A 19,445-nucleotide genomic window follows, 5' to 3' on the forward strand; every position below is an offset into this window, starting at 1 on the left:
ATCACAAAATATGACGGCAATCCACTTGTCTGTATGCAAAAGATTTTCTAAGCGTTTTAACCTATGATTCCTGCTAAATGGCTTCACTTCTGGCTTCAGGTGTCGAGCGATTAGGCAAAAATACTCCGATGAGCGCGGCTGCAGCGAGAGCGATAATGAATGAGACAAACATCGCATCGCTGGTGCCGCTCATGAAAGCCGCACGCGCTTGCTCGGTGAACACTACACTTTGTATACCTAACTCTTGTGCGACCGACAGGGCAGCGGCTAAAGACGATTCCGCAGTGGTGCGTAAGGCTTCGGGCAGCACAGCGGGAGCTTTAGCAATATGGGTTGAGAAACCAGAAGATATCATCGAGCCCAGTACCGCGATGCCAAGTGCGCCGCCCAACTCCCTCGTGGTGTCATTGATAGCTGACCCCATGCCTGAGCGATTTTTAGGGACGGCTGCCATCATCATATTTGTTGCTGGTGTCATCACAAAAGTCATCCCAATGGTGACCGTGCCCATCCCTACCAAGAATTGCCAATACTGCACTTCAACTGGCCATTGGGACATAAATAGGAAGCCCGCAGCAATAAGCATGAGCCCCGGCGCTACTGTCCACTTGGTGCCAATACGATCGACTATCTTGGGAACCATTGGACTGAGAACCATCATTGGTAGCATAACGGGAAAAAAGGCGATGGAGGACATGAAAGTGCCGTAACCCATGACCAATTGGAAAATCTGGCTCATCCCATAGAACGCACCCATCATCGCGAAGAAAGTCAGCGTCACTGCAAGTGCCGATAGACCGAATTCAGGACGCAGGAACAAACGCACATCAAGCAGTGGGCTGGACGAGCGTAACTGCTGCCAAACAAACCCGATTAATGAAATAGTGCCTAGCACCAAACCAGTTGTGACCCAAATGTTGCTAACGCCCATTGAAGGCGCTTCAATGATTGCGTAGACAATGCCGACGAGAGCCACAGTGATCAATGTGTCGCCAACCCAATCCACAGGATTTTTGAGCTCATCCCGAGTTTCAGGGACAAGTATATAGTTGAACACAAGAGAAAAGGCCGCGAGGATCGCGCCAAAGATAAATGTCGAGTGCCAGCTGAAGAACTCGAGAAGCGTTCCCGTAATGATGGATCCGAACATCATGCCGACACCTGAAACAGCCGACCAAATGGCAATGGCTCGTGCGCGCTCCACGGATGGAAAGACAAGGTTGACGATTGACAGCGTCGTTGGCATAACGAAGGCGCCACCGATCCCCATGACTAGCCGAGCCGCAATGAGCTCACTTCCGTTACGGGCGATAAAAGCAGCGTACAGAGATGCGAGAGCGAAGACGGCTAAACCAATCTGCATGGCCAACTTGCGACCATAGCGATCTGCAATGGCGCTCGCCACGAACAACAGAGCCGCGAAAATCAGCGTATAAGCTTCGATTGACCAAGTCATTTGCAACTGAGTCATATTAAGCGCGAGGGCGAGCTCTGGTAATGCGAGGTTGAGGCTCATGTTAGCGATCATTACCGTCATCAGAGACAGACACAACACAGCGAGAATGCGCCAGCGTCGGGTGAAAGTGTGCTCGGAAATTCCTTCAGAAAGGGCGTCTGCTAGCGTTGCTTGTAATGTTGCAGTATTGGTCACGGTAATCCTTATCCTGATCTTTGATGGGCAAAATTCAAAATACTACATGGAACGCAAACTAACAACAGGATTACCTAGAGCTCTATTTTTGGAGGAAATCTGTGTTTTTGAGTAATGTAGAAGAACTGACTATTTTATTTTACTATGCGATCAAAGAGGGTATCTCCCCGCTCTGACGATAGATGCATATTATCCCAAATTTTGCTTCTTTAATCCTTATCAATATTCTTAATACCGAGAATGATAGCCGCAGCAATCAAAAGAGAGCCTGATATTTTATTAAAATATTGTCCAATATTTGATTGGAACTTCTTAGCAAAAAACGCAGCAGATTTGCCGTAAAAGCACAAGAACAAGCCATCTATAGCAAGATAGGTGGTGCTCAATGCGATAAACTGTGGCAGCAAAGGCTCTGACGCTGAGATAAATTGAGGGAACAGCGCAGCAAAGAAAATAATTGCCTTAGGATTGGATGCTGACGTGATAAATCCTTGCCAATAGAGAGATCTCATAGAGCGAGGAGGAGATGTCTTTAAGTTAGATTGATTCAAAAAAATCAACCTTAAACCTGAGTAGACAAGGTAGGCAACGCCAGCCCATTTAATTATTTCGAAAATCTGTCCTGAAGATTGAAGGCTCGCGGCTAAACCAATAGAGGCCGCGGTCATTTGCAAAAAGTTAGCGGAAAGGTCACCACATGCGGTTGCGATTGATTTTTCAAACCCGCTGCCAATGCTGTTAGATAGCATAAGAATATGACTTGCTCCTGGTGGAAACATGAACGCCAATACTGTTCCAAAATACACTAGCCATACTTCAATGCTCATAAACCTTACCTGCTGATAACTTACTGGGTGAAGGTATATGCTATTTTAAATTTCAATGGCTTAATTTATCCTATATGACATAAAACATTGATAAGTTGCCAATCATGAATGCAAACGAGCTCATTCAACATTTTTCTGATCATCAAGTCACTTCCAAAATAATTAATATGCCAGCGAATACAGTAGAGGAATGGCACGCGCACCCATGGCATCAAGTGTTGTTTCCTATTTCTGGTTTGCTGCAATCTACTATTGAGGGTAAGAGTATTATCGTTCCGCATAATGGCATGCTCTTCATACCGGCTAACACAATTCACAAGTCAGTATCGGTAACGAAAACGCAGTTTTTAGCAGTGTATTTAAACCCAAAGAGCAGAGTTAATTATGGGGACGAACCAAAGTCTTGTTTATTAACGCCATTCTTGAAAGAGCTCATTGTGTTGTTGGTTGAGCAAGGTTTGGACAATCATACAGAGCAAATGACGACGAACTTGTTGAAGGTGTTGCGAGACCAAATCGCCATAGCAAAGAATTATGAAATTCCCTTGCTCATTCCAAATGACAGAAGGTTGATGGCGATCTTCGTAGAATTGAACCAGCAACCAAATTTGGCGTTAACTCTTGCAGAGTGGGCAGTGAAAGTCGGCGCATCACCACGAACGCTGACTAGGCTTTGCGCAAAAGAATTTAACCAGTCATTTGCAATGTGGCGGCAAAACATCAGACTGGTTTTATCGCTACAGTTACTTGAAAAAAGCATGTCCATTCAAAACATCGCCTTGGATTTAGGCTATCAATCTGATTCTGCCTACATCTATGCCTTTAAAGGATTGTTTGCCCAAACGCCCAGCCAATATCGTAAGCGGTAATTATTGGTTTAGACTATTTTATTTTTTGAGAGGGTTGCTAATTTCCCAACTCCAAACATTCCCCTTCCATTGCCTTAGCATCCTCAGAATCGTGTGTAACTAGCAGCGCAGGTATGTTCGCTTGGCGTATTTCTTATACTTCTTAATAAATAAAGAGGCTAGTGAGAAAACAACTGTTCAATAGTTTTCATCGGCAAAAATAGACGAACTCGACCATTGTGCTCACATAGAAATGTAAAACCATATTTTTTATAAAAATGTTGAGCTGATTCTGTTAGGCAGTCAACAATCACGGCGTAGGCTTTCATGTGTTGGTTGACTCGCCATAAATATTCTAGCGCTTTTATCAGGCTTATTTTACCAAGCCCATTGCCGTGGAATTCTTTGTGAACCGCTAACTGAGCCAGTAAAAATACTGGAATAGGGTAATGAGGCAGCTTTTTAGCGAGGTTTTCGGGTAAGGTTTCCCTGCTTATAGCGCTGGCAGCAACGCTGTAAAATGAACAAATAGGGTATTTATGATTAAGCAGAGGCTGTGTTGCAGGTAAAACCATCGTTCGGCTAATACCTGCTTGCATGTGCTTTGCTGCTTGAGTTTTGATAAATGTATTTAGTTCATCTTCACCGCAATCAAAAGAGTCGCGATCATGAAGAGATTTTTTTAGTTCTTCAAATTCCTTTTTCCAGCTCATTGTTTTCAACCTATTATTGCTAGTTAATTGCCTCCGACCTAACGAAAGCCTTTACCTTTAGTAAATGCAGCTGCTTCCTTGAGTGCATTATTGGGTTTTTCTGCCTTTTCACAGGCCAACAAAAATTGATCAAAAACGTCGTCTTTCACCGTGAGACTTTCATGTTCAGCAATAACATGAGAAGCATCTTCATCCATTAATCGTACAACATACTCTGTTAGGCTTTTCAGCCCTAAAAGAGCAGATGCTTTTTCAGCTTTGGCTTTAATCTCTTCATCAAGCCGAATATCTAAACGTGCAGTCGCCATATAAACCTCCAACTGTACGGATCTATTCCGTATTGTTTGGTAGTATAAAACTTGATCAATAAAGATGCAATTTGTACGGAAGGGTGACGTAATGGTTTGTGCCTTAAAGTTTCTTAAACCACTATCTTTTCACTAAAGCTCCACGCCATCGCCATTCTAAATAGGCAAGTGTACCGACAAATATCGCTTCACCAAGTAAGTGTAACAATCCAAATAGGCTCGCAATATCTGCGTAGTTATAAGCTAATCTCAGGCAGTTAATGGACCAGATAGAGTTCGCTATGACTAATGCAATGATCAATATCGTTGGTCGATTTTTAAGTATTGAAAGGCTGAGAGAATAGGCCGCGTAGAGTAAATTGATTAAGGCGATCGATACGAGCAACTCTTTGGGTAACTTATGCAAATCTTGTAGCCAGCTTAATGTACGATAGGGTGATGACTCCAATACAAGATGCAGCTATGCCATCAAGGAATATAATATTACGACGACAGTCCATATCTTTAAACGCTGCGATTTTAGTCACTTAAATGGTTTTTAGCTCACTATGATTCTAGAGTTAGCTTAGGCCAATGATGTAGCCACTTTTTTGATGAAAGACGATGTTCAAATATGGCTTTCTTACGTTTTGGATTGTGACTTAGCTTTAAGTCAAATAGTGAATCAAAGCCGAAGGCTGATACGCATTCATAGTCTTTATTTTCGAGTTGGCGAATCGCGGCAGCTGTTTCTTTTTCAGGCCAATAACTCATTGCATCGATCAAGTTTAGATAGGGTTTATCGCCATTTCTTAAATGCATTTTGGCTTGGTTGCGAACTTGCCAATTTAGCCCTGGCATCAAGGCTGACAAGCGAGATTCATATTCTAGATGCGCGGTCTCGTTGATTTCGTTGGTGTCATAATAAATAACGTCAACATCATTTAACGAAGTTGGGATTTGTTTGTTATGTAACGAATCCCAGACTAAATTTCTTACGAATCCTGCAGCAATATAGCACTGAGGTAAATCCAGAGAAGCGACACACTCAAGTGCTCTTATTCGAACCTGGTCTTTTTCAATTAACTGAATGATTTTATTTATCATATAGTATTTTATCGAACGGTTGACTCATTGATATACCAAGTATCATCTTTATGGTGAATACCAATAGTGATAAGCGCTTCACGTTTTTCATAAATGCCTTTCCACACAAACCGATAGCAGGCGCAACGTTTACCGTCGTGATAGCCTTTTAATGCTCCAAAATATTCGTAACTCATGTTCTTGCCATTTCTGGCTTGCATTTGTTTGATGTCATGCTCAAAACGCTCTGGAGAGAAATCGACAAGATCCTTTTCTTCGTAATGTTTAACAAACAACTCATAGTTGCCTGTGTCATCTGCTTTCAGCATTTCCTTAAGGAATTGTTCCGCGATGGCTCTTTCATTTTTGAGTTCAGGCATAGTTATTTCCTTGTTTGCTTGGTTATTAGTGGTCTGAACGAATGGAAATTCTAACTGCCTTAAAGTCTGCAATATTGTTGGTCAATTTAAAACAACAAAGCCACTTTACATTGCATAAAGTGGTTTTGAATGAGAATCTGCGAAATCTAAAGGCTAAGGTTGAGTTAGTGGCTAATACCACTACCGCCAGCAACGGCAATATTATAAGGGATACCTTCAATGTTAATGGTCTTCGACTCAGAGAAGTCCTTTGCATTAATGAGGCGTATCAGGCCAGCATTTGGGTCAGTGATAACAATATTATCACCAGCCATGGCTAAGCGAGGTCTTGGATCATTCCAGTGCCCGTCCATACTGTATGGCGCTGTTACACGAGTGCTTTTTTCGATTTCACCACTTAATAAGTTAATACGGTGGATTTGACCATTTTCGGTTAGAACATAGGCATTCTGAAGCTTAACTGGATCTAAAATGAAGTCCACACGGCGGAATGGCAACTCTACAAGCTGCATGTAAGGTGCTTCTGTTGGATCTATGATGGCTAAGCTTTTTTTGCCATAGTTGCCAAGGAATATCTGAAAGGATTTAGAGCCTAATAAGGTGCCTGTTGTTTCCCCTTTTGGAAAATCTGCAGGGTAAGGAAGCATTTTGTATTCTGTACCGTTTTTACCAGCTTTTGCGGCTAAGACTCCTTCTTTGCAACCGACAGTCAGATAAGCACCAGAAAAAGCTTCTCCATGTAATCCTGTGCAAGTTTGCAAATCACCTGCTGGTGTTCCGTCTGTCTTAATTGCTTTTAAACCAATTCGTGGCGGAGCATGACCTTCTTCAGCTTCGTTCGATGCGATACTAGAAAGCCAGTTATCTCCCCAAGGTGTCACAAAGCCATGATGTGCATGATTTTGTTGTACTCGTGTTACTTCAATATGTCCCTCCGTTAGTTCATGGCCATCTAAAACATCAGCGTACCCACCTTTATCAAAGTTGATGGACACTAGATCATCGTGCTCAACTAGATGGAATGGACGAGGGCCCTGAAGCACTTTTTTTAGAGCGACAGGATCATTGATTTCTATATCAGTATGGGCACCGTGATCATGGAAGTGGAAGCCGGATTGAATAAAGTTCACCTGATCATTATCAGACTGAACTGCAACGATTAGGCCATTGTTGGAAACAGAGTAAAGTTTGCTTTGTCCTGCAGTATTAAAGGTCCAACGCTTATCTGGATTATCTAAGTCCAAAGCAGTGACTTGTGGTGTAGCGTGATCACCAATAAATACACGATAACGAGTCATGCTGTCATCGTGGTTTTCACTTGCAATCGCAATAGTACTAATGCTCAGTGCGAGAAGGCTAACACTGCTAAGGCGTTTGATCATTCAGTTCTCTCCTTTGAAATTATAATTTTTACTTAATGCAGGGTTCGTTGTTTGCACAGGTAATGTCAATCTAGGTTAACGACAAAAGAAATGTTATATCATAACATTGATGTGCGCAATAAGTGCTTATGCCGAGTTTATAAACTTTAACAGGGGGAACTTTGTAAAATTACGTGTTGTTAGACAGACTTAACGCCTGAACGCGAGCCAACGCATTACGAACCTTTTATATGAAATTAAAAGGTTATTTACTCACGTCCCAATTCCAAACATTCCCCTTCCATGGCTTTTGCATCCTCTGGATCGTGTGTGACGAGCAGTGCAGGTATGTTCGCTTGGCGTATTTCGTTCAGTACAAAGGCTCTTACGTCGCGTCTTAGGGCTGGGTCGAGTTTGCTAAAGGGTTCGTCAAGCAGTAGGTAGTCTGGTTGGGAAAGTAGGGTGCGGAGCAGGGCGACGCGGGCTTGTTGGCCGCCCGAGAGTTCTTTCGGTAAAGCGCTGGCTTTATCGGGAATGCCGAGTTTTTCCAAGGCATTTTGTGCCATGGTGATGCGTTCTGCTTTGTTGATGTCGGCAGGAATGGCAAACAATAGGTTTTCGATGATGCTCATGTGTGGGAACAACAAGGGCATTTGTTGTAATAAGCCGACTTTTCGATCTTGTGTAGATTTTGTCTGCAAAGCTTCGTCGTTTAAAAAAGCTTCGCCAGTGGTGGTTAAGTTAGATGATAAAGAGCCGCTCAAAAAATGCAGTAGGCTGGATTTACCAATGCCACTCGGCCCCATGATAGACAAGACTTGTCCGTCAGCGATCTTAAAGCTTAATTCTTTGATAAGTGTCTTATCGCCCAAAGACAAAGAAAACGCATTTACAGTCAGCACATTTTATCCTTTTCTATTAATCCAGTGTTAAAGGCTTTCTTGAATTTAAGTCGCCATTTTGTCCAACGTGGTGGAATGAATTGCGCGAGCCAAAATACCATGATGGGAAAGAAGGCTTGCAACATTGCCATGCTGCCCACTTGCTTTCTATCACCCGATGCGGCTTGGGCAACGGCTTCGGTTGTTAAAGTGCTGTAACGGCCTTCACCCGCGATAAGAGTTGGTAAATATTGGGCGATGCTGACGGAAAAACCAATGGCAAAAGCGGTGAATATCGCTGGTTTTAGCATGGCGATTTTGACTAAGACATAATTGCGCCAAGGGCGATGATTGAGTCGATTGGCTTGCAGTAAGTATTCCTCTTCGTATGCCAAATAGGGGCCTTTTAGTGTTAAGTAAACATAAGGCAAAACATACATCAAATGCAGGGCAATAATGGCGCATAGATCGCCATTCAGGTTCAGATAAATCAGCAGCACATGCAAACCAAACAAAAAACCAATTTGCGGTAATAGAATCGGCACGTAAATCAGCCAATCGAATACGTGCTGTTTGCCATGGTCGGTTGAGTAAGAACGTCGCTTGGTTTCCAACATAACAAGACTGATGACGCAGGCTAACAGTGTGGCAATTAATGCAATGGTCAGTGTGTTCGAAGTGAGCTCAATCAACAGCGGTGTGGCGCGGTCGATATTGTCCCAGGTCCATTGGCTTGGTAACGCATCAGGGAAACGCCAGCGTCTGGCAAGCGACCAAATCGGTAGCAAAGCCAGAGCCAAAAAGGCATTCAGTAAGGCGAGCAAACCTAAAACAACACCCAATCGGAGCAAGCTGTCGGTTAATCCAAAACGCTTGCCATTGCTGCGCTCTGCTCGGGTTAGCTTGCTAAACAACAAATGCGCCAGTTCCCAGCCTGCTAAGACAACAACAATTACCAACATAAGGGAAATTGCGCCAGCGCTTGCCATTAAGCGCATGGATAAATCGGGATCATTAAACCAGCGTAATAAAGTCACCGCCAGTGTTGACGGTGTGTTGGGGCCGATCACCAAAGCCAAATCCACTACAGTCAAACTAAAGGCGACAACGATAAAAATAGGCAAACGAATAATTGGATACAGCTGAGGGATTAACACCTTGCGCCACAAGGTAAAACGGCTGTAACCGAGGGCTTGGCCGACTTGTAAGCTTTCTCGAGCCTTGATGCTTCTCATCGTGGCGAGCATGACAAACAATAGATAAGGCATTTCTTTTATCACAAGGGCGAGAATCAGTGAAACGCCATAAGGATCTTGTACGGTAATCCAGTTAGGCGGTCGATCAAATCCTGTTAGCCATGGGCTGAACAAGCGAACTAACCAACCGGACGGACTTAATAAAAACAACAAGCCGATAGCAATCGCCGCATGGGGAATCGCTAGAATCGGCGATAACGCCGCTTCAACTTTAGTGAAAAACGGACGTTGATAACCCCAAGCCAATAGCGACAGAGCGAACCAAAGAGCGAGTAATGGTGCGGCTATGCCGGTTATTAGAGTCAGTTTTAAACTGGCGTAAAATTCTCCTTGGGCAAATAAATTGCGCCAAGGCACTAAGGAAATACTGTATTCGCCAAGGGGCGGGAAATACGCAAACGCAGGAAGCAAGGTGCCGACCAAGCCAATGACAATAGGAAAGATCAGTAATAGGGTGATAATCCCCGTGATCCATTTAGCGTGTTTTAACGGCATCTTGCTTCTTATTCAGCTCATTATAGAAATTTTCACGACGTCAATGCGGAACTTAGCACTACGTCACGAGCGATGCCAAGACGAGGCAAAAATAGACGAAAAGGCGGAGTTTATAAGTTATAAATGAGCACTTTGAGTCTATTTTTAACAAAGTATTGGCGAGCGCAGTAGTCGTGCTATTAATTATTGTGCGTAACGCTTACGCCACTCCGATTCCAACGCTCCCACCCAACTACTGTGTGGTTCTGGCAAGGTTTGACCCAGTTCTTCAATGCTCAGTGTGGCGATACCACGTGGTAAGGCGTCGAACTTGGCTTGCTCAGCAGCGGGGAGTTTTGCGTAAGATAAAACACTTAAATCGCCCCAAACAGTTGGCGTTTGCTTTTTGATTTGAGCTTCTGGCGACAACATAAAGTTCGCGATGACTTGTGCACCCGCTTTCGCGCCACTGTTATATGGAATTGCTAGAAAGTGTGTATTGCCAATGGTGCCGCCGGTAAACACGTAAGAGCGCACTGTATCCGGCAAATTGCCTTTATCGATTTGTACCGAAGCGGAGGAAATATCAAAGCTCAAGGCTATGTCGATCTCTTGGTCATCAAGCAAACGTACCATTTCTTCTGAACTGGATGGGAAAGTTTGGCCGTTGCGCCATGCCACTTGGTGCAGTTGATCGAGATACGCCCACAATGGTGCAGTGATCTTGTCGAAATCTACAGTGTCGGCCGGTTGCGACAGCGCTTTGCGGTAAGGCGTTAATTCGTACAAGGCTTGTTTCAAAAAGGTCGAGCCTAGGAACTGTGGTGGCTCAGGATAGGTGATTCGTCCAGGATGCGCTTTGGCGTAGGTGAGTAAATCGGCAATGGATTTTGGCGGATTACTCAAAGTCGCTGTGTCGTGCATGAAGATGACTTGCGCCATGCCCCAAGGAGACTCCATACCATCGACTGGTGTGCCGAAATCTTGGGTTAAGCTTTGACGGGCATTTTCATCTACATAAGTGATGTAGTTAGGTAGAGACTTGCTGAAAGGGCCGAACAGCAGATTGTTGTCTTTCATAGCGCGGAAATTTTCGCCATTCAACCAGATAAGATCGATGGAGCCATTGCTGTTTTTGCCAGCGGCTTTTTCGGCCAATACTCTGTTTACGGCGTCGGACGTGTCGGTTAGTTTCACTTGTTTAAGCGTCACATCGTATTCTGCTTTAATGCGATCTGCCGCCCATTGAATATAATCGTTAATGTTGTCGGCTCCGCCCCAAGCGTTGAAATACACGGTTTGGCCTTTGGCTTGTTGAAGAGTGTTTTGCCAGCTTTGTTGACTTGCGTTGGTTTGAGTTGAAGTGGCTAGTGTAGGCAAGCTTGATAAGGCTAGGGTGGCAGCGATGGAAGCCGCGACAAACGATTTTCTCATTCCTTTCTCCTGATGTTCTTTAGTTGTTTTAATCTTTACGAGTTCTTAGACGTAAATAGATCGTTGTTTCTTACAGCTTTTATTTAAGGAATTGGTTTTTATTAAAAATGGGTTTTAGCGTACCATGTTGCAGGCTCAATTTGGGCGAATGTTTCACGGCTTTTTTGCGAGGTGTTATGTCTTATCAAATCTACTCTCATGTATTACCGAGCGCGACACCGGGCACCCAGCGTATTTTAAAAGCGCATCATTTCGGCGAAGCGGGTGCGCGTCCTAAAGTCTATTTTCAGGCGGGATTGCATGCCGATGAATGGCCAGGTTTTTTGGTGCTTAACACCTTGCTAAGACAGCTAAAAAAAGCCGACGATGCAGGTTTGATTCAAGGTGAAATTGTCATCGTTCCTGTGGCGAACCCGATTGGTTTGGCGCAGAACTTTCATGGTTATATTCCGGGGCGTTTTGCGTTCTCTGATGGCGGCGGTAATTTTAATCGCAACTGGCCACAGTTGGGCGCGAAAGTTGAAAAACGTATCAAGGGTGATGTGACCGGCGACATTGAAAGTAATATTGATTTAGTTCGCCAAGCCATTCACGAAGAATTGGCCTTGTTACCTGAAACCACGGAACTGCAAGGTATGAAGAAAACCTTGTTGGCTTTGTCTATGGATGCGGATGAACTTATCGATCTGCATTGTTCTGGCGAAGCTAGTATGCACGCCTACGTGGCGCAAGAATTTGAAGGCCACTTTAAGCCATTATTGGCGCTATTGGGCGCGAAAGTTGGCTTGTCTGAATTAGAAACTGGCGCTGCTTCGTTTGATGAAACCAATGTCAGCGTGTGGCGCGATTTAAAAGCCCATTATGCCCATTTGATTCCTTGGGGAAGCCGCTCTTTAACGGTAGAATTACGCGGCGAAAATGACATCTCCAATGAGTTTGCCGAGCAAGATGCACAAGCTTTATTTGATTATCTTGTGCTGCGAGAAGTGATTGCTGGTAAGTCACCAGCGATTGATGACAGCGACGTTGAATATTATCCACTGGATGCCATGGATTTAGTAAAAGCGCCGTGTGCTGGCATTGTTTGTTACCACAAAGCCATTGGTGAAGAAGTGGAAGCGGGCGAGGTGATTGGCGAAGTGGTAAACCTGATGGACGATGATGTGGAAACCTCTAGTTATCCTCTGGTGGCGCGAACCAATGGCGTATTTTTCGCCCGCGTACAGCGTCGTTTGGTGGTATGTGGTGAATCCATTGCCAAGATAGCTGGCAGAGAGCATCTCGCATTTCGTGAGATCGGCAAGCTGTTTGAAGACTAGAAAAATTGGCGATTTAAAAGTCGATAATTAGTAATTGAAGATCCAATCGTATAAATACTAGGCAAAATTATTTTGACACAAGTACAGCCCAATACTGAGATGACCACCTCGTTAACCGATGAGCAAACGCTTGTTGTACATCACGATCTCACGTCGCCTGCGAAAGTTATCGCCGTGGCGGGTGCAGGTAAAACCACCACCTTAATTTCTCGCATCGAGCATTTATTGGTTCAGGGTGTTGATCCGTCTCACATTGGCGTATTTATGTTCAACAAAAGCGCGCAGGAAGAATTTTCCGAGCGTTTGAGCAAGCGACTCATGAGTGCTGGGCATTTCCGTTCTCCCAGTGTGATGACTTTTCATGCCTTTGGGATGAAGTTTTGTCGCCGTTTAGAGCAGCAAGGTTGGTTGTCTGCTGCTAAGTTAATTACCGATGATTTTAGCTTGGTGAAGATGTTACGCGAGGCCTTACAGCGTCTGGTTCGTAATGGTGAGAAAATTGCTATTTTGGATGAGAAGGATTGGCTGGAAGACGTGCTGTTATTTGTCGATCAGGTCAAAGCGTCTGACCAACCAGCACAGATCGTTTTTGAAGCCTTGGGTTGGTCTAACGAACGCAAATTTTTCCCAGCGCTATACGATGAATTAGAAAAGCTGCGCAAACGCAATAACATTCGTTTTTTTGCTGATTTACTCAGCGATCCTTATGAATTAATCAGTCAATTAGACGAAGCTGAACGCGTGAGAGTACGTGGCTTGGTGCCGGATTTCCGCTACTTATTAATTGACGAGTTTCAAGACATCAACCCTTGCCAATACGAGCTATTAAAATTGCTTTATCCTGCGCCTTGCCAATGGATGATTGTGGGCGACGTGCAGCAATGTATTTACGAATGGCGCGGAGCCAGTCCAGACATCATGGCGACGCAATTTGACCAAGACTTTGCTAATGTGGCGACTTACCCATTGAGCACCAGTTTTCGCTTCGGCCACGCGGTCGGTTTAATGGCGTCGAGCGTGATCAGCGAAAACGACCCTGATGCCTTGGTGATTGGCGCTGGCGAACGCACCAGAGTGTCTTTTGCACGAGCACCGAAGACAGGCAAAGCCTTGCTGGGCGAATTGAAAGCTTGGGTGGAAGAGGGTCGTGCGCTAAGCGATACCGCAGTGTTGGTGCGTTTGTACAGCGACATGGTGCCAGTGCAATTAGCCTTGATGCACAAAGGTGTGCCGTATCAATTACACGGTGATTCGCCGTTATTGGAAAATCGTCAGATTCGCATGCTAATGGCGTATCTTGCGGTGATTGCTGGTGGCTTAGAAAATACCAGCACGTTTTTTCACCCCGACGATATCGAATACTTGCTGATGATTCCGAGCCTTGGTGCTTCGATGGCTCAGCGTAAAACCTTAATCCAACAAGCCAAACAATCGCCGCATTTGTTGCCTCAGATTATTGAGTCTGTTGCGGATGCGACGGATGGTTGGCGCGCCAAAAAGCTTTACGAACGTGCAGACTGGTTGCGCAGCTTAAGTATTTATCGCACCGATCCGGCGCAAGGCTTGGCGCACACTTTAGAAAAGTTAGGCATTTATCGCTACTTTGAAAGCACCAGTAGTAAAGATATTCAGACCCAAGAGAAAATAGCTACTTGCGATGCTTTTATGGCCTATGTGCGAGGTGTTGGCGGTGATGCTAAATCGATTTTAGAACAACTCGCCACCTTGAATGAAAAACAAACGGACGATGTTCATGGCGTACATTTGATGACGATTCACAAGTCGAAAGGCTTAGAGTTCGATCAGGTGTTATTGTCTGGCTTACAAGAAGGGCGCTTTCCTTATTATGATGAGGATCTAAGCGCCATTGATAAGCAAGCCGCCAGTGATTTGGCATCCGAACGCCGTTTGTTTTATGTGGCGATTACCCGCGCGAAACAGAAACTCGTGCTGTTAGAAACGCCGAGTGCAGATGAGCATAAACGCATGAAGCAGGGTGATATTCCCCGCGCGGCACTGAAAAGCTTGTCTTTGTCGCGTTTTGTCTTTGAAGCGCAGCCTTATGCGGTGAGTCGTATTTGCGAAGCCTGGTATGTCGAGAATGTTGGCACGCCAATTGATACGGAAAAAGGTTCGGTCTTTCAACGTTATTTGAACGCGGTCGATCCATCTCCGTCGCTGACCTTTCGTCATCGGGTTGAAGGTAAAAGTCTCTTGCAGCCCGGCGATAAAGTGCGCCACGATCAGTTCGGTCAGGGCGTTGTCGTGCGACAAGAGCGAGACGAAAAACAAATGATTTTTGTGGATTTTGGCGAAGTGGGTCTAAAACGCTTTAATCCTAAGCACACACAACTTATTAAACTGTCTTCCAGAGCCTAAGGAACGCGTAATGTCCATTCCATTGATTGATTTATCTAAACTGACTCACGAGAGCGAGTTAGTCCGCCAAACTGAAATAAACGCCCTAGACAAGGCGTGCCGAGAGATTGGATTTTTCTACCTAACTAATACAGGTATTCCGAAAGAATTGATGGCCGCGTTGATGCGTGAAGCTAAACGATTCTTTAATCAGCCGCAAGATGTGAAAAACGCTATTGATATTAAAGACAGTATTAATCACCGCGGTTATGGCAATATTGGTGAAGAGCAGCTGGATGAAATTGGTCACGCGGATTGGAAAGAAACCTTTGATATGGCGTTGGATTTTCCAAAGGATCATCCTTTGGTCGCGAAATACCCAACCATGTACGGGCCAAACCAAAATCCAAGTGATCCAGCAACCGTAGAAGTACTGCAAGAATACTATGTACAAGCCTTTCAGGTAGCACAAAAATTGCTGACGGCTATGGCGCAAGCACTGTCTTTGGACAATGATTTCTTTGTACGTTGCTTTAAAGATCACGTTACCGTGTTACGTATGATTCACTATCCGCCGCGTCCAGCTAACGACCATGACAACGGCGCGGGTGCGCACACGGATTACGGCTGTGTCACCTTGTTGTTGCAAGATCAGATTGGTGGTTTGCAAGTGAAAAATCGCAAAGGCGAATGGGTCGATGCAACGCCAATCGATGACGCGTTAGTGGTAAATATTGGTGACTTGATGCAGCGTTGGACCAACGACGAATATGTTTCTACTGCACACCGTGTGCGTGCTTCATTGCCAGACGTGCATCGCTATTCTTTCCCATTCTTTGTGGAGCCAGATTACGAAACCAATGTTGAGTGCGTGCCGAGTTGTGCTACAGCTGACAAACCTGCGAAATACGATGCTATTTTAAGCGGCGACTGGATTCAGTCGCGCTTTGATGCGACTTACGCGTATCGAGAAAAAGAGAGCGCATAAAAGAAGGGTGCATAAATAGTATCGCAATAAAAAACCTCATCTTGATCCAAGGTGAGGTTTTTTATTGCTAAGTAAAAAGCTTTATCGCTAAGTAAAAAGCTTTATCGCTAAGTAAAAATCTATCTAGGTCGATTTACTGAGCGAGGTAACCACCGTCTACAGGATAATACGATGCAGTAACAAAAGACGCCGCATCACTGGCTAACCAAGCCACAAGGTGAGCGACTTCTTCTGGTTTGCCAAGGCGCTTCAGTGCATGTTTTTGAGCAAGCATATCTAGTGTCTCGGCATCTAAATGTTCATCGACCAAAGGCGTATGAATAAAGCCAGGGCCTACGGCATTTACACGAATATTGTCCTCTGCATGCTCGACTGCAGCGGCTTTGGACATACCAACAACGCCATGTTTTGCACTGACGTAAGCGGGTGAGCTCGGGAACGCAACTTGGCCAAGAATGGACGCCATGTTGATAATGCTACCAGAACCATTTTTACGCATGGCAGCAATGGCTTCGCGTTGGCAATAAAAAACACCGTTGAAGTTTACATCAATCACTTTTAACCAATCTTCTGTGGTGTAATCGCCAGATTTGCATGCTGGGCCGCCGATGCCTGCGTTGTTGACCGCTATGTCTAGACTGCCAAGTTGCTTCAACGTTTCAGCCATAGCGGCTTTGACCGATTCTTGATCGCTTACATCGACTTTAATGGTGATGCATTTCACATTGTATTTGCTGATAGATTGTTTAGCTTTTTCTAATGCCTCTTCATGAAGATCCCAAATGGCGACATCGGCACCTGAATAGGCCAGTAGCTCTACACAGGCTAAACCAATCCCTGATGCGCCGCCTGTTACCATGGCCTTTTTGTTGTCTAATTGGTAGTTGATCATGTTAGCTCCTTTTAATTGAATCAATGCAATTGAATAACTCACCCCTGAAGGGTAACAGTCAAACGGTTAAGTTGCATGATGTAGGTCAAAGGAAGTGGGAAGATAAAGTAGCAATAATATAAAAGATAAATTATTTATCAAAAAAGAAGGGCGAAAATGACCGCTAGGCGGTCATTTTTAATAATTCAGACAAAGGTTGGATTTGGTAATTTTGACCTTTGATTCTGGCAATGTGTCCTGCTGGCACTTGAGTCCAGCTGTCGCTGCAATGGTCGAGAGGTTCTGAGCCAATCACAATGTGCTTGGCGAATTGCTTGCAGTATAGGCTTGGTGCCAGTTCATCACTGGAAAAGCGAATCGCGGTGATTTCTTCTCCGTCTGAAAAAACCGCCGTGAAGCGCAATGGATCTTTGATGTTCTTCTGTTTCATCATGTCGAGAATTTGCGATAAAGTTATCTCAATCGCGTATTCTGGATTCGTTTCTAAACCATTGGCGATCATCAATAGGAAAATAACTTCTGAATCAGTTGCGCCATGACGGTGGCTATAAAGATGCTCTGGAATCAAGCGATCCAACTGCCAGCGTAAAGACTCATAACCGCCAATTTGTCCGTTGTGCATGAATAACCAATTCTTGTAACTGAATGGGTGGCAGTTCGAACGGTTGGTTTCTGTGCCCGTAGAGGAGCGAACATGGGCGAAGAATAGCCCACTTTTAATGTGTCTCGCTAAACTCTTTAAATTGCTGTCACTCCAAGCTGGCAAGACTTCATGATAAAGCCCTGGTTCTTCGCGTTCATCGTACCAGCCAAGACCAAAACCATCGGCATTCACGGTGACTTCGGATTTTCTGGCGCTTAAGCTTTGATGAATTAAAGAATGCTCTTGTTTAAAAAGCAATGACTCAAGGTAAACAGGATCGCCTTGGTACGCCATCCAACGACACATGATTTTCTCCTAGGAATGAAAATAAAGAGAAGTAACTTCGTTACTTCCCTAGAGATCTTAATTTGCTGTAGTTCTATACTTTGAAGTAGCTGATTTTTGCCGACAATTGTGTGGCTAATGAAGCCAGCTGTCCAGCTGAGTTACTAATAGAATGTATAGATTTAGTGGTGCGTGATGCAATCTCGGTAATATTTTCGACATTGCGGCTTACTTCGGCCGTTACTGATGCTTGCTCTTCTGCTGTCGCTGAAATTCTATCGTTCATATCGCGAATTTTAGACACGGATTGATTGATATGTCGAAGCGAATCTTCCTCGTGTTTAACTTGATTTACGGCATCAGTGGAGCGCTGATGGCTCGATGTCATGGCTTTTACTGCAGAGCTTGTACCACTTTGTAATAGAGCAATCATTTTCTCAATTTCTTGCGTAGCATTTTGCGTGTTCTGCGCAAGATGACGCACTTCATCAGCTACCACTGCAAAGCCTCGACCTTGTTCACCAGCTCGCGCAGCTTCAATCGCAGCGTTTAGAGCGAGTAGGTTGGTTTGTTCAGCAATACCTAGAATGACGTTAAGGATATTACTGATTTCTTTAGTATTGGATTGTAATTCATTGATGGTATATGCAGAACTGGCGATTTCAGTCGCTAATTCTTGAATGCTATCAATTGTTCTAGTGACAATTGCGGTGCCTTCATTGGCTGCTGTTTCGGCATCATGCGCTGCTTGGCTTGCGTCTGTTGTGGATTCAGAAACATGCACTGCCGTGGCTTGAATTTCTTGTATCGCTTGAGATATGAAGTTGGTTTCTTGTTGTTGGCGATCGACCATTTCAGAGGATTCGTCGGTAATACGGTTAAGGTCATTAGCAGCATTGGTCAACATGGAGCTGGACTCAGCCACATCATGCAAAATGCTACTAAGCTGAATGACTAGTTTGTCCATTGCTGTTTCCAGCATGCCGATTTCGTCTTTGCGTGTGCTGGCAATTTTAGATTGAACCAAATCACCTGAGGCAATTTCTTCTGCGCGACGAACAGCTTTAATAAGCGGTCTACAAATGCCGTTAACAATGATGATACTGACAGTGATACCAATCACAATGAGTACTGCGGCAAATAAACCACTAGCATAAATGGTTTGATCAAGTTTGCTGTTTTGGTTGTCTGCAACGGCACTACTGTATTCATTAATGGAGGTTATAATTTCCTCCATTTGCTTGTTCACCGTAATCAAGCTTTCGTCAGCAGCACGTCGAGATTTATTCGCTTTCATGGTATTTAGCTTGACCCACCAGCTGTAAGTTTCTGTGCTGGCTTCTAAGAAGATAGCTTGTTGCTCTTCTAGGGCTTTAATCTGTTCTAGCAATCCGTCTAATCCATCGTGTACTGGCATGGTTGCAAGAATGCTTTTTACATTTTCGATACTGGTTACCAACTCACCAGTGTAAGTTTTGAATTTTTCGGCTGATTCTGCAATTTGCTCAGTGCCATATCCACCAATTGTTTTAGCAATAGATACTTGGAAGTAACCGCGTTCAAATTCAACAGATTGTTGTAGTAAAAGCTGACGACTTTTTTCTAAGTTCTTAACTAGTTGGAGGCTTTGTGAGGAAAGACTTTGTAATTCTGAAGACACGGATTTACTGGTAAGTGCAGAACTAACGCTCATACCAACAATAACCAGCGAAAAGAGTGCAATAAGTGAAAGTATTTTAGTGCGTACGGACAGATTTAACAT

17 protein-coding genes are annotated in these 19,445 nt (G+C 44.3%); 4 read left to right on the forward strand and 13 right to left on the reverse strand.

Annotated elements, in window-relative coordinates; translation table 11 throughout:
- Positions 1-73 precede the first annotated feature (73 nt).
- Positions 74-1,651: an MFS transporter gene (locus tag BUA59_RS11290; protein ID WP_072839806.1), complete on the reverse strand. Its 1,578-nt coding sequence runs from the start codon at positions 1,649-1,651 to the stop codon at positions 74-76.
- 209 nt (positions 1,652-1,860) lie between these two features.
- Positions 1,861-2,478 carry a LysE family translocator gene (locus BUA59_RS11295; RefSeq protein ID WP_072839807.1) on the reverse strand — a complete coding sequence of 206 codons (618 nt, stop codon included), beginning with the start codon at positions 2,476-2,478 and terminating at the stop codon, positions 1,861-1,863.
- 104 nt (positions 2,479-2,582) lie between these two features.
- Here BUA59_RS11295 and BUA59_RS11300 point away from each other — a divergent pair, with 104 nt between their 5' ends.
- Positions 2,583-3,347, forward strand: coding sequence for an AraC family transcriptional regulator (locus BUA59_RS11300; protein WP_072839808.1), 765 nt, complete (start codon positions 2,583-2,585; stop codon positions 3,345-3,347).
- A gap of 158 nt (positions 3,348-3,505) precedes the next feature.
- Here BUA59_RS11300 and BUA59_RS11305 read toward each other — a convergent pair whose 3' ends face one another.
- The 8 genes from BUA59_RS11305 to BUA59_RS11345 form a co-directional block, all read right to left on the reverse strand.
- The gene (locus BUA59_RS11305) at positions 3,506-4,039 is read right to left on the reverse strand and encodes a GNAT family N-acetyltransferase (protein ID WP_072839809.1); all 534 of its coding nucleotides are present in this window, start codon (positions 4,037-4,039) and stop codon (positions 3,506-3,508) included.
- Positions 4,040-4,077: 38 nt separating this feature from the next.
- Positions 4,078-4,347, reverse strand: a complete 270-nt coding sequence (locus BUA59_RS11310; protein ID WP_072839810.1) for a type II toxin-antitoxin system TacA family antitoxin — start codon at positions 4,345-4,347, stop codon at positions 4,078-4,080.
- Between the two features lie 546 nt (positions 4,348-4,893).
- Positions 4,894-5,433 (reverse strand): nucleotidyltransferase family protein, encoded by a 540-nt coding sequence (locus BUA59_RS11320; protein WP_175550764.1) that lies wholly within the window; start codon positions 5,431-5,433, stop codon positions 4,894-4,896.
- A gap of 8 nt (positions 5,434-5,441) precedes the next feature.
- A complete protein-coding gene (locus tag BUA59_RS11325; RefSeq protein WP_072839811.1) occupies positions 5,442-5,792 on the reverse strand; it encodes a hypothetical protein in 351 nt (116 codons plus the stop codon).
- 164 nt (positions 5,793-5,956) lie between these two features.
- Positions 5,957-7,174 carry a metallochaperone AztD gene (locus tag BUA59_RS11330; protein WP_072839812.1) on the reverse strand — a complete coding sequence of 406 codons (1,218 nt, stop codon included), beginning with the start codon at positions 7,172-7,174 and terminating at the stop codon, positions 5,957-5,959.
- Positions 7,175-7,422: 248 nt separating this feature from the next.
- Positions 7,423-8,055 carry an ATP-binding cassette domain-containing protein gene (locus tag BUA59_RS11335; RefSeq protein ID WP_072839813.1) on the reverse strand — a complete coding sequence of 211 codons (633 nt, stop codon included), beginning with the start codon at positions 8,053-8,055 and terminating at the stop codon, positions 7,423-7,425.
- Complete coding sequence (locus BUA59_RS11340; protein WP_072839814.1) at positions 8,049-9,785, reverse strand: ABC transporter permease; 1,737 nt, start codon at positions 9,783-9,785, stop codon at positions 8,049-8,051. Before BUA59_RS11340 ends, BUA59_RS11335 begins: the two co-directional genes overlap by 7 nt.
- Positions 9,786-9,968: 183 nt before the next feature.
- The gene (locus BUA59_RS11345; protein WP_072839815.1) at positions 9,969-11,198 is read right to left on the reverse strand and encodes an ABC transporter substrate-binding protein; all 1,230 of its coding nucleotides are present in this window, start codon (positions 11,196-11,198) and stop codon (positions 9,969-9,971) included.
- A 176-nt stretch (positions 11,199-11,374) separates the two neighbouring features.
- On the opposite strand from BUA59_RS11345, the gene BUA59_RS11350 reads away from it, so the two are divergent.
- The 3 genes from BUA59_RS11350 to BUA59_RS11360 all read left to right on the forward strand — a co-directional run bounded on the left by BUA59_RS11350 (position 11,375) and on the right by BUA59_RS11360 (position 15,863).
- Entirely contained in the window at positions 11,375-12,517 is a 1,143-nt protein-coding gene (locus tag BUA59_RS11350) for a succinylglutamate desuccinylase/aspartoacylase family protein (protein WP_072839887.1), read from the forward strand.
- A 72-nt stretch (positions 12,518-12,589) separates the two neighbouring features.
- The gene (locus BUA59_RS11355) at positions 12,590-14,896 is read left to right on the forward strand and encodes an ATP-dependent helicase (RefSeq protein WP_245813136.1); all 2,307 of its coding nucleotides are present in this window, start codon (positions 12,590-12,592) and stop codon (positions 14,894-14,896) included.
- A gap of 10 nt (positions 14,897-14,906) precedes the next feature.
- Positions 14,907-15,863 carry an isopenicillin N synthase family dioxygenase gene (locus BUA59_RS11360; RefSeq protein ID WP_072839816.1) on the forward strand — a complete coding sequence of 319 codons (957 nt, stop codon included), beginning with the start codon at positions 14,907-14,909 and terminating at the stop codon, positions 15,861-15,863.
- A 133-nt stretch (positions 15,864-15,996) separates the two neighbouring features.
- Here the strand turns inward: BUA59_RS11360 and BUA59_RS11365 are convergent, their stop codons facing one another.
- From BUA59_RS11365 to BUA59_RS11375, 3 genes are all read right to left on the reverse strand, one after another.
- Entirely contained in the window at positions 15,997-16,755 is a 759-nt protein-coding gene (locus BUA59_RS11365) for an SDR family NAD(P)-dependent oxidoreductase (protein ID WP_072839817.1), read from the reverse strand.
- A gap of 163 nt (positions 16,756-16,918) precedes the next feature.
- Positions 16,919-17,704: a class II glutamine amidotransferase gene (locus BUA59_RS11370; RefSeq protein ID WP_072839818.1), complete on the reverse strand. Its 786-nt coding sequence runs from the start codon at positions 17,702-17,704 to the stop codon at positions 16,919-16,921.
- 73 nt (positions 17,705-17,777) lie between these two features.
- Positions 17,778-19,445, reverse strand: a complete 1,668-nt coding sequence (locus BUA59_RS11375) for a methyl-accepting chemotaxis protein (protein ID WP_072839819.1) — start codon at positions 19,443-19,445, stop codon at positions 17,778-17,780.

This window comes from Marinomonas polaris DSM 16579 (assembly GCF_900129155.1).
Classification (GTDB): Bacteria; Pseudomonadota; Gammaproteobacteria; order Pseudomonadales; family Marinomonadaceae; genus Marinomonas; species Marinomonas polaris.

What these genes read in the sequence shown, in the direction of transcription:
- BUA59_RS11295 (WP_072839807.1), bottom strand. Translation starts at nt 2,478, where the DNA reads ATGAGCATTGAAGTATGGCTAGTGTATTTTGGAACAGTATTGGCGTTC.
- BUA59_RS11300 (WP_072839808.1), top strand. Translation starts at nt 2,583, where the DNA reads ATGAATGCAAACGAGCTCATTCAACATTTTTCTGATCATCAAGTCACT.
- BUA59_RS11305 (WP_072839809.1), bottom strand. Translation starts at nt 4,039, where the DNA reads ATGAGCTGGAAAAAGGAATTTGAAGAACTAAAAAAATCTCTTCATGAT.
- BUA59_RS11310 (WP_072839810.1), bottom strand. Translation starts at nt 4,347, where the DNA reads ATGGCGACTGCACGTTTAGATATTCGGCTTGATGAAGAGATTAAAGCC.
- BUA59_RS11320 (WP_175550764.1), bottom strand. Translation starts at nt 5,433, where the DNA reads ATGATAAATAAAATCATTCAGTTAATTGAAAAAGACCAGGTTCGAATA.
- BUA59_RS11325 (WP_072839811.1), bottom strand. Translation starts at nt 5,792, where the DNA reads ATGCCTGAACTCAAAAATGAAAGAGCCATCGCGGAACAATTCCTTAAG.
- BUA59_RS11330 (WP_072839812.1), bottom strand. Translation starts at nt 7,174, where the DNA reads ATGATCAAACGCCTTAGCAGTGTTAGCCTTCTCGCACTGAGCATTAGT.
- BUA59_RS11340 (WP_072839814.1), bottom strand. Translation starts at nt 9,785, where the DNA reads ATGCCGTTAAAACACGCTAAATGGATCACGGGGATTATCACCCTATTA.
- BUA59_RS11345 (WP_072839815.1), bottom strand. Translation starts at nt 11,198, where the DNA reads ATGAGAAAATCGTTTGTCGCGGCTTCCATCGCTGCCACCCTAGCCTTA.
- BUA59_RS11350 (WP_072839887.1), top strand. Translation starts at nt 11,375, where the DNA reads ATGTCTTATCAAATCTACTCTCATGTATTACCGAGCGCGACACCGGGC.
- BUA59_RS11360 (WP_072839816.1), top strand. Translation starts at nt 14,907, where the DNA reads ATGTCCATTCCATTGATTGATTTATCTAAACTGACTCACGAGAGCGAG.
- BUA59_RS11365 (WP_072839817.1), bottom strand. Translation starts at nt 16,755, where the DNA reads ATGATCAACTACCAATTAGACAACAAAAAGGCCATGGTAACAGGCGGC.
- BUA59_RS11370 (WP_072839818.1), bottom strand. Translation starts at nt 17,704, where the DNA reads ATGTGTCGTTGGATGGCGTACCAAGGCGATCCTGTTTACCTTGAGTCA.
- BUA59_RS11375 (WP_072839819.1), bottom strand. Translation starts at nt 19,445, where the DNA reads ATGTTAAATCTGTCCGTACGCACTAAAATACTTTCACTTATTGCACTC.